15 protein-coding genes are annotated in these 14,593 nt (G+C 60.2%); 6 read left to right on the top strand and 9 right to left on the bottom strand.

What is annotated here, in order from left to right; genetic code table 11:
* Window positions 1-85: 85 nt before the first annotated feature.
* Complete coding sequence (locus tag RHIBR816_RS0109210; protein ID WP_018236236.1) at window positions 86-1,039, bottom strand: TIR domain-containing protein; 954 nt, start codon at window positions 1,037-1,039, stop codon at window positions 86-88.
* A gap of 153 nt (window positions 1,040-1,192) precedes the next feature.
* Here RHIBR816_RS0109210 and RHIBR816_RS0109205 point away from each other — a divergent pair, with 153 nt between their 5' ends.
* From RHIBR816_RS0109205 to RHIBR816_RS0109180, 6 genes are all read left to right on the top strand, one after another.
* Window positions 1,193-2,272 (top strand): carbohydrate kinase family protein, encoded by a 1,080-nt coding sequence (locus RHIBR816_RS0109205; protein WP_052522680.1) that lies wholly within the window; start codon window positions 1,193-1,195, stop codon window positions 2,270-2,272.
* Between the two features lie 74 nt (window positions 2,273-2,346).
* On the top strand, window positions 2,347-3,747 hold the full coding sequence (locus RHIBR816_RS0109200; protein WP_018236234.1) for a toll/interleukin-1 receptor domain-containing protein: 1,401 nt from the start codon (window positions 2,347-2,349) through the stop codon (window positions 3,745-3,747).
* A complete protein-coding gene (locus RHIBR816_RS0109195) occupies window positions 3,744-4,442 on the top strand; it encodes a hypothetical protein (protein ID WP_018236233.1) in 699 nt (232 codons plus the stop codon). Before RHIBR816_RS0109200 ends, RHIBR816_RS0109195 begins: the two co-directional genes overlap by 4 nt.
* Window positions 4,439-5,026, top strand: a complete 588-nt coding sequence (locus tag RHIBR816_RS0109190) for a 7-cyano-7-deazaguanine synthase (RefSeq protein ID WP_018236232.1) — start codon at window positions 4,439-4,441, stop codon at window positions 5,024-5,026. The genes RHIBR816_RS0109195 and RHIBR816_RS0109190 overlap by 4 nt, the downstream gene beginning before the upstream one ends.
* Window position 5,027: 1 nt before the next feature.
* A complete protein-coding gene (locus tag RHIBR816_RS0109185) occupies window positions 5,028-5,495 on the top strand; it encodes a TIR domain-containing protein (RefSeq protein WP_018236231.1) in 468 nt (155 codons plus the stop codon).
* Window positions 5,496-5,548: 53 nt separating this feature from the next.
* On the top strand, window positions 5,549-6,412 hold the full coding sequence (locus RHIBR816_RS0109180; protein WP_026186799.1) for a DUF4231 domain-containing protein: 864 nt from the start codon (window positions 5,549-5,551) through the stop codon (window positions 6,410-6,412).
* Window positions 6,413-6,453: 41 nt separating this feature from the next.
* On the opposite strand, the gene RHIBR816_RS0109175 is transcribed toward RHIBR816_RS0109180, so the two are convergent.
* Genes RHIBR816_RS0109175 through trbE form a run of 8 tightly spaced genes read right to left on the bottom strand, consistent with a single transcriptional unit; the run spans window position 6,454 to window position 14,593 of the window.
* A complete protein-coding gene (locus RHIBR816_RS0109175) occupies window positions 6,454-6,699 on the bottom strand; it encodes a DUF2274 domain-containing protein (RefSeq protein WP_018236229.1) in 246 nt (81 codons plus the stop codon).
* Window positions 6,696-7,895 (bottom strand): TrbI/VirB10 family protein, encoded by a 1,200-nt coding sequence (locus RHIBR816_RS0109170; protein ID WP_018236228.1) that lies wholly within the window; start codon window positions 7,893-7,895, stop codon window positions 6,696-6,698. The genes RHIBR816_RS0109175 and RHIBR816_RS0109170 overlap by 4 nt, the downstream gene beginning before the upstream one ends.
* A complete protein-coding gene (trbG, locus tag RHIBR816_RS0109165) occupies window positions 7,892-8,932 on the bottom strand; it encodes a P-type conjugative transfer protein TrbG (RefSeq protein ID WP_018236227.1) in 1,041 nt (346 codons plus the stop codon). The genes RHIBR816_RS0109170 and trbG overlap by 4 nt, the downstream gene beginning before the upstream one ends.
* Before the next feature lie 20 nt (window positions 8,933-8,952).
* On the bottom strand, window positions 8,953-9,642 hold the full coding sequence (gene trbF, locus RHIBR816_RS0109160; RefSeq protein ID WP_018236226.1) for a conjugal transfer protein TrbF: 690 nt from the start codon (window positions 9,640-9,642) through the stop codon (window positions 8,953-8,955).
* Window positions 9,639-10,994 carry a P-type conjugative transfer protein TrbL gene (gene trbL / locus RHIBR816_RS0109155; protein WP_018236225.1) on the bottom strand — a complete coding sequence of 452 codons (1,356 nt, stop codon included), beginning with the start codon at window positions 10,992-10,994 and terminating at the stop codon, window positions 9,639-9,641. The genes trbF and trbL overlap by 4 nt, the downstream gene beginning before the upstream one ends.
* Window positions 10,991-11,308, bottom strand: a complete 318-nt coding sequence (gene trbK-alt, locus RHIBR816_RS0109150) for a putative entry exclusion protein TrbK-alt (RefSeq protein WP_018236224.1) — start codon at window positions 11,306-11,308, stop codon at window positions 10,991-10,993. Before trbK-alt ends, trbL begins: the two co-directional genes overlap by 4 nt.
* A 13-nt stretch (window positions 11,309-11,321) precedes the next feature.
* A complete protein-coding gene (gene trbJ, locus RHIBR816_RS0109145; RefSeq protein WP_018236223.1) occupies window positions 11,322-12,092 on the bottom strand; it encodes a P-type conjugative transfer protein TrbJ in 771 nt (256 codons plus the stop codon).
* Window positions 12,089-14,593, bottom strand: a complete 2,505-nt coding sequence (trbE, locus tag RHIBR816_RS0109140) for a conjugal transfer protein TrbE (RefSeq protein ID WP_018236222.1) — start codon at window positions 14,591-14,593, stop codon at window positions 12,089-12,091. Before trbE ends, trbJ begins: the two co-directional genes overlap by 4 nt.

Here is a 14,593-nt window from a genome sequence, read left to right as displayed (position 1 = left end):
AACTCTGCGATCAACCATAGGTTCTGGGTTTGGAAACGCAATCAAACCTGATCAGCCAGAGCGGGTTATCCAGCCTGCAATTCGCCTAAATTCCTGCATACAAATCGAAGCGGAGTCCTGCTGCGCTGAATTCCTTCGCTAGACCGATCTTCCAGGATCCCGCCGCGTCGTAATCGACCGTTAAAACACCGCCAAAGTCGCTTGGTGTCTCAAGCTCGCCGGATCTTACGACTGCGACGCGGGATGGGCCTAGCTTAGCCAGAAAGTAACCAAGCTCGAATACGACGTTCTGACGTGGACGATAGGATTGTTCCCCACCTTTAATTCCACCCACGTCATCGGGCGTAAGCAGGACGACTGCGTACTCAACACCTTCGGCCAACTCGGATAGCTTAGAAATGACCGTTCGACCTTTGTTGGCGTGTTCGTTGAGAATGATCTCCTCGAGACCAATTTTGCTGATCCAGCGAGCGACACCGTTTAAAACCGCCTGATCATGTCCGTGAACAATAAATACTTTATTTCGCGTCTCATCTGGCTTTTGTATATCCTCTGCAATGTTGAGTAGCTCTTCCTTTACTGCCGGCGAATTTACCGGGGTGTATAACCCTTCCTCTTTCAGCAAGCCGATCAGATCTACATTTTTCACCGCCCAGTGGCTACGATAACTCTCGCCATGGCTCATGGCGATGTTTAGCTTCTCTGAAATTCGATGGATCTCCTTGGCAGGGATCGGCGCAACTGTCTGATCGATCTCGAATTCAATACGGACTTCCTTTGGACCGGCGTGAACAGCGGTAACGCGACCAACCCTGGAGGGTTTTGGCAGATCGTCTTCGTCGGCAGGCAGACGCTTCGCGAACTCGTAGGTAAACAGGGCAGGAATTCCGACAACCTTGCCAATTGAGTCGCCTTGAAGCGGCAGAAATTGCTCTTTGACGTCGGGGGATGTGTACTCGAAAACGCGGTCCCATCCGAGGCTCGTCTCCGCCGTCTCGTTCCAGTATCCCTCAACGCTCGTCATAAACAAATGAAACATGGTACATCCTGAGTGTTGCGCCTCCGTCGACTGATAGCGGCAGATCGCATAGAAAGTGTAAAAGCTGCAGTCCAACTTGAGGTCGTGTTCGAAATGTTGATCGCGGGAGGGCTATATCGAGAAGTCTGCGAAACGCCATATTGGAACGAGGAAATGGGCTCTGGCGTGAGGGCGGCGGCAGCGCTTTCTAACCTTTGTCCCTCCCTTGAACTATACACCTACAGATCAACGGCGATCGGCCAGGCGTTCGACTATCTAACGGGGATGGGGGTGATTGTTCACTGTTCGCCTCGTTCACATGACATTGCGTTCGCCTACTTTCATCCATTGTCCACACCGCACATTGAGCCAACGATCTTGCCCGTGCGAAGCGCCCCGATGGTCGTAAAGGGCCAGAACGTGCTGCGATTCGGCTTCCTCGAAGGTTCTGCGGTCGTAAATGCTGAACGGGCCGTTTACGATCCACAAACGGCGCGATGCATCGAACGCTTCTCATCGAATGGTTCTCGCGCGGAGAAGCTGGCGTTAGTCCTGAACGAGGCCGAGTTGCGCGCCTACACTGGTATTGATGATGTGGAAGCAGGCACAGCTTTGCTGCTGCAGAACAACGAAGCGGAAGTCGTAATATTGAAGCGTGGTGTCCGAGGGGCCCTAGCGGCAAGCAAAAATGGTTCCATGAGCACTATTCCTGCTTATCAGTCTCGTCGCACCTTCAAGATCGGCACGGGAGATATATTCAGTGCGGTGTTCGCCTTCTACTGGGCCGAGTTGCGGTGCTCGCCGGTTGAGGCTGCACACTTGGCGTCCAAAGCGGTTTCCTTCTATTGCGATTTTCGGCAGGTCCCTCTGCCTCTGAATTTCGCTGACGACCGTGTCCCAATAGTAGGCCCTTCGCCTTCGTGCGTGATATTGAAAGGCTCCACTGCGACCCTTGGTCGAAGGTACTCACTCGAAGAAGCTCGTCATTGCATTGAGACGTTAGGCATTCGCGTCATTGCGCCAGACATCGATCTATCGACGCATGCACAAGACGTCGGTCTGGAGGCATCGCTTTTGATCCTGGCCGACGGCCTCGCAGAAACTGAAATCCGAAGCATCCTCGACGAGCATTCCGAACGCGAAACTCGGATCATCCTCGACGAGGAGAGACGCGCATCGCTGGCCAGTTTGACCGGTGTAACAGATGACTTCACAACGGCGATTTATTCGGTGTGTTGGGGTCACACTTCATAGAGTATTAGCAGTTTCAAGTTGAGCTTCAGCGGCAAATCTATACCTTGCAGCGAGTCGGGGGAGAGAGTCGCGAAATGGCGGATGTCTATGTCATCCACTCGAGTGAAGATAATGACAAGACAAGTGTCATCGTCGAACTACTTGAAGAGCATTGGAACGTCTGGTGGGATGACCAACTCGTTGGCAACTTTGCGTTTGAGATCGAAAAGGAGCTTCCGCAGTCTAAGTGTGCAGTTGTGGTTTGGTCGGCGGATGCCTGCAAGAGTCCCCTGGTTCGCGACGAAGTCCGGATTGCCGATGAACTTGGCATTCCTATCATTCCGGTGCGCCTTGATGGTTCAAGCTTGCCGTATCCCTACGGCGGCTTAAGCACGGTCAACTTCTCAGCTTGGGACGGGGCGAACACTCACGCAGCCTTCCGGCAGTTGGCTCGAAAGATTGCCACAAAGGTGCCTCGGCGCATTCCACCAGTGAGGCCGCAAACCGCTCCTTCGCTCCGGTTGTCCCTACCGACTGTTTTTCTTTCGGTTTCTTCACACGAAACGCAACTCGTGCCCCTGGAAGCTATCAAGGCACTGAGGGTGTTCGGGGCACCGACGATACTAATCTCCGCTTATGACCTGCTGCCCGAGCGACGGCCGAAAGGCATCATCGCCGAGCTGCGGCAAATACGCAGGAATGGGGGATTCGTTCTGGTGGATTCGGGAAACTACGAGGCGACCCGCCGCGAAGACAGCAGCTGGACCCCCGATCTGTTTGCGGAAGCAATGAAAGGCATTCCGCACGACTGGGCGTATTGTTTCGATGTCATGAAACCATCTCTCAAACCTGATGTTGCGGTCCGGGAGATCGTGGCTGCCATCGAACGCGACAGAGCAGCGTCAAAACATGTATTGCCAATTGTTCACGCACCCAGAAAGAGGCTGAGCGGTTATGATGTCCAAGGCCTCCCCTACGTTGTTAAAGAGGTCGCGAGCCAAACATCCGCGCCGCTCGTAGCAGTGGCGGAACGGGAATTGGGCTCTGGCATAATTGAACGAGCCAAAACAGTCCAACGCATCCGACAGGAGCTCGACAAGCTACCTTCCTATTTGCCACTTCATATACTTGGCACCGGTAACCCTTGGAGTATCGCGATTTTGACCGCAGCCGGCGCTGACAGCTTCGATGGCTTGGAATGGTGCAGGATGGTCATCGACCGCGATACCCATCGCTTGAACCATTACCAACATTTCGATTTTTTTGCCTTCCAAGCAAGCCTTGCCGATTCGCCAGTCACTGTTTCCGCATTGAGCGATGATAAGGTCGCCTATGCAGGACGGGTGGCTTTTCATAACCTGGACTATTATCGGGAGTTCGCGGCTGATCTAGCTCAGGCAGCGCATGAGAGGCGCATGGAAGCATTTTTGGTGGGAATGATGGGTCGGGCAAGCACGAAACAACTAAGGGAAGCAGTTCCGGGGCTTTTCGCATGAGAGAGGCAGGGCAAGATCTCGAGCGCGCCGTCGTGGCGATCTATCCTGAGATCGAGGGGCGAGCATACGCTATAGCTGGAGATCTTTGCGAAAGGTCGCTTTGGCGCGAGCTATCCTGCTGCGTTCTGAGCAGCCAGGTTCCATACGCTGTCGCGGTGGCTGCAGCAGAGGCTATTGACCGTCAGGGACTTCTTCACCTGAATTTCGACGGCGATTTGACGCATGAACTTACGACTGTTCTCAAAACCCCGTTGACGGTCGGAGGGTCGCTGCGAAATTATCGATTCCCCGCATCCAGGGCTCGCCAACTTTCATCAACGAAACGGGCCGTCTGCGCTGCCTCCGGATCCCTACGAAACCTCCTTGACGGCGACACCGATCCGGTCGCCCTTCGGTCTTGGCTGGTCAATAATGCGCCGGGCCTCGGCCCCAAGCAGGCCAGTATGTTTCTTCGCAACAGTGGGGTTACCTACAGTTTAGCTGTCCTGGATCGGCATGTGCTGGATTTTATGAAGGAGATGGGGCTCTACAGCGGACCCGCAAACCACATTTCGGGCCTGTCCGCGTATGGAAGGTACGAAAGCGATTTGCGCTCCTATGCCGAGCGCCTTGGAGCAGCGGTAGGATTGTTGGACTGGGCCATATGGATCGTGATGCGAGTCTTCAAGGGCGCCCGAAAGGAGATTGCAGCATGAGCGTCGTTGCATTGGTTTCGGGCGGCTTGGACTCAACCTTGATTGCGTACTTGGCGATTGAAGAAGGCGTCAAAATACATCCGATTTTCGTGAACTATGGCCAGCGAGCATTGGATCGCGAACTGGCCGCTTGCGAAGGTGCGATGCGGAAGTTGGGCCTGGAGCTCACAGTCGCGGATCTCTCGGGTTATGGCGTGCTCATTCGATCCGGGTTGACCGATCCGAGCCTCCGTGTCCTGGAAGACGCATTCACGCCCGGCCGCAACATGTTGTTTCTTCTAGTCGCTGCCGCTCATGCATATCAGGTGGGAGCCGATGCAATATCTATTGGCCTTCTGCACGAGGAAACGAGTCTTTTCCCCGACCAAACTTCGGCGTTCCTTCAGGAAGCCGAAGCCCTCATCAGCCGGATCATGGGTCGCTCAATAAAGGTCTTGGCTCCGCTGGCAGACTTCCACAAGGATGAGGTGATCGCTCTGGCTAAGCAGAAGGGCGTCGAAGCAACCTATTCGTGCCACTTGGGGCAAGAGACGCCCTGCGGCCACTGCATTGCCTGCAACGAATTCAACGTCGAGGAGGTCTGATATGGGTGGAGGCAGCAGCGGTAGCTGGAGCAGACTCGGCGATATCCGATCCCTGGAGGAGAAAGCTAAAGCCGCCCTGCAGGGCGGCAAACGGAACGTTTTTATCAGCTTTGCCACCGAGGATATGAACGAGGTAAACCTGCTCCGCGCGCACGCGAAGAATGAAAACAGCGATATCGAATTCAACGATCACTCAGTGCGCGAGCCGTACGACAGCGATCGGGCGTCTTACATCAAGCAGAAGATCGCAGAACGCATCGCCCGCTCTTCAATCACGGTGGTTTATCTCTCGGAGAGCACTGCACTCAGCCAGTGGGTTCATTGGGAAGTGCAAAAGAGTATTGAATTGAACAAGAAAGTTGTTGCGGTGTATCCCAAGGGCAAGCTACCCGCCCAGCCACCAAAATGGATCTCGGACTACAATATCAAGGCCGTTCCGTGGGGCAAATTGTCCGACGAGTTAAAATGATACGAACCTGTGCGGTTCAGAGCTAGCGTCGCATCTGTAGGTAGATAACTTCTGTGACAGACCAAGATTTTCCCGCCCTGTTTCGTTCATCGGATAACTTATCGAAGCGATCGCAGAAGATTTTTCTCGCCACCTTAGGCGTTCATTTGATCGCCCTTGTTGCAGCCGCCGTGTTGTCGGTCGTGGGAACGTCAACCTTTTCGCTGGCATTAGCGCAGCTCATGATCCTGCTGATCGCTTTGGCCTGCTCGATCTATTTATCAGCGGCCCGGCCCGACAGATATTGGTACGGGGGGCGCGCGCTCGCAGAATCGGTCAAAACCATAACGTGGCGCTATGTCTCGAAGGCGGAACCCTTCCACGAATCCGATGCTCTCGCGGACGCGGAGTTCCGTAATGCGCTGAAGTCGATTTTTGAACAGAATAAGGACGCGAGCAGTCGCCTCACCGATCATCTTAATGATGTGCAGATCACCGACGGGATGCGGCAGATGCGGTCCACGCCCTTGAGCGCAAGACGCTCGACTTACGCAAAATTGCGAATTGAGGATCAACTCTCCTGGTATACGAAAAAGGCCGCATTCAACAGAAACCGAGCAAGCCAGCTTTTCTTGCTTTTGATAGCAACCAACTCGTTGGCGGTGCTTTTCGGCGTCTTGCGGTTCAATTATCTGACCAGCCCCTTCTGGCCCACTGACGTCATTGTCGCGACTGCGGCGAGTTTGCTTGGTTGGATGCAGGCACGCCGCTTCTCGGAATTGGCTGCCTCATACACGCTCGCCGCTCATGAAATCAGCTTGATTAGGGAAAGGGCGCACTTGCCTGATACCAACGAAAAATTCTCGATTTTCGTGGGCGATTCCGAGAATGCGTTTTCGCGCGAACACACTCAATGGGCGGCACGCAAGGATCAGTAAGCGGTGTGCATGTCGGCGCCAAAGGCCCATACTGCAGTCCTTCATGTCCGGCGACGCTCATCCGGTAGAGACGCTCGCCTCGCCTTCGCAAATCCCCTATCCGTCTCCATGAACCTAACCAGCATCGGCACGATCAGCTTCGCTGGATCGGGTGGTGATGGCTCACCACTGTCGCGCGCAAGAATTGCCGCATAGGCCTGCAAGTCGCGAAACACTGCCGCCGGCAGCTCGACGGTGACCTTCACTGGCTTGTCGTCCGGAATGGCGGAAAGCTTGAGCTTGGTCATGTCGGCTCCTTCGTGGCACCATAGGCCTGCATGACGAGGTCTCGGTTGACGATGACGCGAACGGGGAACCCACGTCGAATGGTGAGAGTCGGCTGGATGTTGAGCTGCCGGCTGACGATCTGCTGGCCGACATTCGACGCCGTGCCCTGAGCGCTTTCGCGTATCGCCTCGGCGATCTCGCTTTCCTCGTTGTCGCTGCCGATCTGGGTGCCGACCCCAAGCAGCGTCGAGAGTGCAGCCGCCTTGAACAGCTGTCCCCAGTGATAGTCGACCTCGTCCTCGAGGCCGGAGAAGCCTTGGGGATCGGTGCCCTGAAGGCGTTCGAGCACAATGGAGGTGCCGTCCGGCATGACCACGCGGTTCCAGACAAGCAGCACGCGCGACTGCCCGAAGGCGACCTGACTGTCATACTGGCCGATGAGACGGGCACCCTGCGGAATGAGCAGGTGCGCGCCGGTGGGGCTGTCATAGACGTTTTCCGTGACCTGGGCGGTGATCGAGCCTGGCAGATCGGACTTGATGCCGGTGATGAGCGCGGCGGCGATCACAGACCCGGCCTGCAGGACATAGGGCGAGGCCTTTTCCTGAACACGATCCGGACTGATGGTTTGCCGGTCGGCTTCGGCATTGACGAAGGCGAGCTTGCGGTCCTGCATGTTCTGGGCCGAACCCGCGTCGAGCGGCGGCGTGGCATCAGGCTGCGTCAGCAAAGCATTGGGGTCGGTCGTGCTCTTGCGCATATCGAGCGCCTGATTGTTGTCGGTGCGCTCGCCGCGGCTGTCGGTAAAGAGCTTGGCGACACGCGCGGCTTCGAGTTCGGCCAAGCGCCGCTGCTCCTCCGGATCGGCGCGCGGCGTCTGGATGGTCGGAACGATAACCGGCTTGCCCTCCTCTTGCGCCTTGAGGATCGGGCGGCCGAGATCGCCGGGAAGCGCCGGCCCGAGTTTCGGGATGCCGGTATAGTCTTTCGGCAGATTGGCGAGCCCGTCTGCCGGCGTACGGTTTTCGGTGTTGTAAAGTTCATCCGGCATCTGATTGCCACGCGGGCCGGTGTCGAGCGCGAAAAACAGGGCTGCAGCGATGGCGAGACTCGATATGGCGCCGAGACCAATCAGCACCTTACGCGACAGGCGCGTGACGCGCGCCGGTTCCGGCCTGAGCCGGAACTCCGCTTTAAGATCGGACGGACCTGTCATCGGCTTCTCTCCGCGGAGAACAGCGTCGTGCGATTGGCAATCCGGCGGCCGTCGGCGCGCACGATGCGCACGCGGCGCTGGCTGTCCTTGTCGCCGAGCCGGAGTTCAGCCGCCGCAAACAGCCGATCGACGACATAGTAGTTCTGCCGGGCGCGGTAGTTCACGAGCTCGGAATTGCCGGACGGGCCGACGACGAAGAGCGGCGGCATTTCGCCCTGAGCGATGCCGCTGGGGAATTCGATGTAGACCTTCGACCCGTCATCGAAGGCGCGCAGCGGCCGCCAGGGGGCGCCATCGCCTTCGATGCGGTAGCGGAAGTTGAGCTTCGAGATATCGATGCCCGCCGCCACGGCCTGTGTTTCGACGGCGCGGGTGTTCTGGCGGCGAAGCGCGATCAGCTGATCGGCCGGATATTGCCAGGAGACAGAGGCCATATAGGTCTTTTCCGTCGAGCGCAGTTCCAGATGATAGGTACGCAGATTGGTGTTGATCACTAGATTGGTCTGCAGCTCCGATCGCGTCGGCTTGACCAGGATATGCACCTGCTTTCCCGCACCGGTGCCGCTTTCGGTATCGCCGATGATCCAGCGCACCGTGTCTCCGGCCGCGACAGGACCTGCGCCGACCAACTGCTCGCCCGGCTGCAGCGCGATGTCGGTGACCTGGCCGGGTGCGGCATAGACCTGATAGAGCGCGCCGATGGCGAAGGGATAGACCTGCACGGCGTTGATGAAGCCGTCCCTCACCGGCTGCATGCGCGCCGCCTCGTTGGCCGCGGCGATCCGTGCTTTCGGATCTGAGGGTTCCGGTTTCTTCTTGCCTTCTTCTACCGGTTTCAGTTGCCCGGGCAACGGCAGCGGCTTTGCCACCTCGACCACCTTCACCGGCCCGACCGGGTCGGCGAACTTCACGGCCGGTGCGGCATCGTCATAGTCGATCTCGGGCGGGATGTATTTTTTTGCGCAGCCGGCAAGCGCGGTTGCCGCGAGCAATGCTGCCGCGAGCACGGCGGCTCTTCCCGACCGGATCCTGTTCATGGATGTTCCTGTTGCCCCCTTCATTGCGAAAGCTCCTTCGACCAGTTGATAGCATTGACGTAGACACCGAGCGGATTGGCGCGCAGCTTGTCGGCCGTGCGCGGCTGTTCGATCACGACAGTGAGGATGGCGGTCCAGCGCTCGGTGGTGGACAGTTGCCCGTTTTCGTAGCGGCGCTCGGCCCAGGCGACACGAAAACTCTCGGGCGAGGCGCGGATGACGGAGGAGACATCGACGGCGACCTGCGCCTTGCCGACCTTGGAGAAGGGGTCGTTGGCGCGGGCGTAGTCGTTGAGCGCGACGGCACCGCGATCGGTGGTGAACTCGTAGGCGCTGAGCCAGTTCTGCCGGACGATCACCGCATCAGCCGGGATCGAGCGGACGTTTTCGATGAAGCGGGCCAGGTGCCAGGCGATCTGCGGATCGGTCGGCCGGTAGTCGGCGACGGCCGGCGCCACCGCCTGCGCTTCGCCGATCCTGTCGATCTGCACCACCCACGGGACGACGGTCCCGCGTGTCGATTGCCAGATGAGCGCGGCGGCAAAGCCGCCGGCGAGCAGTAACGAGCCGAAGGCCATCAGCCGCCAGTTTCGCGCCTGGACGCGGGCGGAGCCGATGCGCTCGTCCCAGGCCTGCGCGGCGCGTCTGTAGGGTGTTTCGGGCTCTGGCGCTCGGGCATAGCGCACGGAGGCGCGTTTGAACGGATTCATCGGTGATCATCCTGATTGAGGGAAACGGACATGGAGCCGCCGCCGTGATCGCCGGAGCGGACGGAATGGGCGGCGGTGCTGACGCCATGGTGGAAGGCCTGTTTGCGCTGCATGCGCTCGGCCCAAGCCGGCGGCGAGGAAGTTTGCGAGGCTCCGCCTGCGCTATCGCCGGCAACACCGGTAGCGCCCGCGCCAACGTCGTTGCCGCCGCCCGTGGCTTTCCAGGCAGCCGACTGCCCTGCCCCATAGCTCGACCGCAAAGTGTCTCCGGACCGGCCGGCGGCTTCCTTCGCCTTGCTCATCACGAAGCCGGCGCCGGCCTTGGCCATACCAGCGAAACCGGCCGCGGCGCGTCCGGCGCCGCCCGCATCGGAAGAGGCGCTGGCGAGGCTGTAGGCGGTGCTGGCGCCGCCGGCAACGGCGGCTCCTCCCCGCATCGCGCCACCGACGGCGCCGGCCGCAGCACCGATACCGGCACGGGCGCCGACATAGCCGGCGGCACCGAGACCCGCGGCCGCGAGACCGGTTCCGACCGCTGCCCCCGCGCCAAGCTGCGGCGCGCCGGAGACGAGGCCGGTGGCAATCCCCGGTCCGAAGATTGACAAGCCCATCAGCGCCAATGCGCCGAGCACCAGCGACAAGGCCTCGGAGATCGTCGGCTGGTCAGAAAAGCCGGCGGTGAATTCACTGAAGAGACGCGAGCCGATGCCGACGATCATGGCAAGAACGAGAATCTTGACGCCGGAGGCGACGATGTTGCCGAGCACCTTTTCGGCGAGGAAGGCGGTCTTGTTGAAGAAGGCAAAGGGGATCAGCACGAAGCCGGCAAGCGTGGTGAGCTTGAACTCGATCAGCGTGACGAAGATCTGCACCGCGAGAATGAAGAAGGCGACGAGCACGATGACCCAGGCGGTCAGGAGCACGAAGATCTGCACGAAATTCTCGAAGAAGCTGACATAGCCCATCAGGTCGCCGGCTGCCTGCAGGATGGGATTGCCGGCATCGATCCCGACCTGGGCGACACGGCCGGGCTGCAGCAGCTCGGTGCTGGAGAGCGAGGCGCCGGCCGCCTTCAGGCCGAGGCCGGAGAAGCTCTCGAACACGATGCGGGCGAGATTGTTGAAGTTGCCGACGATGAAGGCGAAGAAGCCGATATAGAGGGTCTTGCGAACGAGCCGCTGGATGACGTCCTCGTCGGCGCCCCAGGCCCAGAAGAGACCGGCGAGCACGATGTCGATGGCGATCAGCGTCGAGGACAGGAACGCGACTTCGCTGCCGAGCAGGCCGAAGCCGGAATCGATATAGGAGGTGAAGGTCTCCAGGAAGCGATCGATAATCCCGACATTGTTCATGGCTTCACCGTCCCACCGGCGCTTGATGCCGGCGCCGTGGGCCGGACGGTGTCTGAGGGTTTGAGGAAGCGGCGGCGGCTTTCCATCCAGGCTTTGAGGCAGGCTTTGTCCTTGAGCGCTTCGGGTCCGAGATCACGGCAGCGCAGCAGCTCCTGCCGCGTCCCGTCGATCTCGGGCTCGCCGCCCGGATCCAGCGACCGGAAGACGGGGGTCTCTTCCGGTCCCTGTCGCTGGCTGAATGCCATGAGCGTCGCGGTCAGTCCTGCTCCAATGGCGATGACAGCGGTCACCCGGGCGGCGATCTTGAGGTCCATGGTCAAAAGCTCACTACTGATGGAACATCTGGACGCTGGACGGGCTATAGGCGGAGCCGGTCATGAAGCGGCCGAACTGTTCGCGCGCCTGCTCCTGGGCCGCAGCTTCTCTGGCCTTCTCGAGCGCTTCCGCCCTGCCCTGCGCGGCCAGCATGGCGGTGAGATCGGACATCTGCTTCGCCTGGACCGCGAGCAGCTGGTTGCCGGCCTGGGCGGCCTGCAGCACGCCGAGGGCCGACTGGCTGGCGGTGACCAGTGTAGAGGTCTGGGCCTGGGTGCTCTCGATACCATTGACGGCGACGGCGCCCGTCTTCAGCGAGTCCTCGAAGGCCGAGACCGACTGCTGCCAGCGCTCGCGCGCCGCCGTCACGAGCTGGTCGTTGTTCTTACCGGTGGCGAACGTCTCGTAGGTGGTGCTGAACTGCTGATCGATGTTTTGGACGTTGTAAGCAAGCTGTTCGGCCTGATCGAGCAGGCTCTTCATTTCGGAGAAATTGCCCTCGATCTCAGAAAGCATCGACGTCGGCAGGCTGGTGAGATTGCGCGCCTGGTTGATCAGCATCTGCGCTTCGTTCTGCAGCGAGGTGATCTGGTTGTTGATCTGCTCCAGGGCGCGGGCGGCCGACAACAGGTTCTCGGTATAGTTCTTCGGATCGAAGACGATCAGCGCATGGGCCGGCCTTGGCAGAACCGTGACGGCAACGATCGGCACCAGCATGGTGGCGCCAAGCGCAATGGCGAAGGCACGGCGGGCATGGCCGGTGCGGAAAATGAAACGGGTCATCGAATGGTTTCCTCTTCAGGGGATGGGGGGATTGGAATTTGGTCGCCGCCACCGGTTTCAGCGGGGGCGGCAATATTGGTGAGGACCGGCACGAGATCTGCGGCCCAGGAGAGACCGCGCGCAGCAAGCCAGACTTCGAGGAAACGGGGCCGTTCGCCGTCTTCGACCAGATCGTTCATCGCCGTATGCGCGGCCTTGTCGGAGGCGGCGCAAAGCGCCAGCGCCACGTCGCCTAACCCGAGCTCGAAGAGCCGGTTGCCGCGCCGGGACTGGCAGTAATAGTCGCGCTTCGGCGTGGCGCGGGCGACGATTTCGATCTGCCGGTCGTTGAGACCGAACTGGCGGTAGACGCTGGTGATCTGCGGTTCGACGGCCCGCTCGTTGGCGAGGAAGATGCGTGTCGGGCAGCTTTCGACCAGCACCGGCGCGATCGGCGAGGCTTCGATGTCGGCAAGCGACTGGGAGGAAAAGACGACGCTGACATTCTTCTTGCGCAGCGTCTTCAGCCATTCCTTGATCTTCTGGGCAAAGCCGCCATCGTCGAGCGCCCGCCAGCCCTCGTCGATGATGAGCAGCGACGGGCGACCGTCGAAGCGCGCCTCGATGCGATGGAAGAGATAGGCGAGCACGGCCGATGCCGCCCCCGTGCCGATCAGCCCTTCGGTTTCGAAGACCTGGACGGAAGCATTGCCAAGCCATTCCATCTCCGCATCGAGCAGGCGGCCATAGGGTCCGCCGATGCAATAGGGCCGGAGTGCCTGCTTGAGGGCCGTCGACTGCAGCAGCACGGTGAGGCCGGTGACCGTGCGCTCCGCGACTGGTGCGGAGGCAAGCGACGTCAATGCCGTCCAGAGATGCTCCTTGACATCAGGCGTGATCGGCACACCTTCGCTGACGAGAATGTCGACCAGCCAGTCGGCCACCCAGGCCCGCTCCGGCGTGTCGTGGATGCCGGCGAGCGGCTGTAGCGCCACCATGCTCAGAAACGATGTGGCATCGGAGATCGAACCGCCGAGATCCTGCCAGTCGCCGCCCATGGCGAGCGTCGCCGCGCGGATCGAACCGCCGAAGTCGAAGGCGAAAACTTGGCTCAGCTCATAGCGCCGAAACTGCAGCGCCATCAGTGCGAGCAGCACCGACTTGCCGGCGCCGGTTGGACCGACCACCATCGTGTGGCCGACATCACCGACATGCAGCGAGAAGCGGAAGGGCGTCGCGCCTTCGGTCCTCGCATAGAAGAGCGGCGGCGCATCGAGATGCTCGTCCCGCTCGGGACCTGCCCAGACCGCCGAGAGCGGGATCATGTGGGCGAGGTTGAGCGTCGAGATCGGCGGCTGGCGGACATTGGCGTAGACATGGCCGGGAAGGCCGCCGAGCCAGGCCTCGATCGCGTTGACGGTTTCCGCAATGCAGGTGAAGTCGTGGGCCTGGATGATCTTTTCGACCAGCCGCAGCTTTTCCTCGGCGATGCGCGGATCGGCATCCCAGACGGTGACGGTGGCGGTGACATAGGCTTCGCTGATCTGGTCGGAACCAAGGTCCTGCAGGGCCGCATCGGCCTCGTTCGCCTTGTTGGCCGCGTCGGAATCGACCAGCACCGATTGTTCGTTGGTGAGCACCTCTTTCAGAATGGCCGCGATCGATTTGCGCTTGGCGAACCACTGCCGCCGGATCTTGGTGACCAGGCGCGTTGCGTCGGTTTTGTCGAGCATGATCGCGCGTGTCGACCAGCGATACGAGAAGTCGAGCCGGTTGAGATCATCGAGAATGCCGGGAAAGGTGATGGTCGGAAATCCGATCACCGTCATCGTTCGCAGATGAACGTCGCCGAGCCGCGGCTCCAGCCCGCCTGCAAGCGGCTGGTCGGCGAGCAGCGCATCGAGATACATCGGCGTTTCGGGGACCCGCACGCGGTGGCGGGAGACCGAAACGGTCGAATGCAGATAGGTCAGCGTTTCCTCGTCGTCGAGCCAGCCGGCTTCCGGCACGAAGCCTTCGAAGAGGTGCAGCACCCGTGCGGTGCGGTCGACAAAACCCTTCAACAGCTCCCACGGATCGACACCGGCGCGATCGCGGCCCTCATAGAGCCAGGCCTCCATGCGCGAGGCTTCTTCGGCCGGCGGCAGCCAGACGAAGGTGAGGTAGTAGCTGCTCTCGAACAGAAGCCCGCTTTCTTCGAACTGTTCACGCCGTTCGACATCGACCAGGGCGGAGGCGGTGTCGGCAAACAAGCTCTCGGGATAGTCGTTGGCCGGATTGCGCTGCGCCTCGACGAAGACGGCCCAACCGGAGCCGAGACGGCGAAGCGCGTTGTTGAGGCGTGCGGTCGTCGCCACCAGTTCGGCGGGCGTGGCACTATCGAGGTCGGGTCCGCGAAACCGCGCCGTCCGTTGAAACGAGCCGTCCTTGTTGAGGACGACACCGGGGGCGATGAGCGCCGCCCAGGGCAGGAAATCGGCGAGGCCGGCATTCTTCTTCCGGTATTCTGCAAGGTTCAACAT

The sequence above is a fragment of the Ensifer sp. BR816 genome (genome assembly GCF_000378985.1).
Classification (GTDB): domain Bacteria; phylum Pseudomonadota; class Alphaproteobacteria; order Rhizobiales; family Rhizobiaceae; genus Sinorhizobium.
The sequence above is the reverse complement of the archived record's forward strand: the minus strand, read 5'-3'. Positions and strand labels throughout refer to the sequence as shown.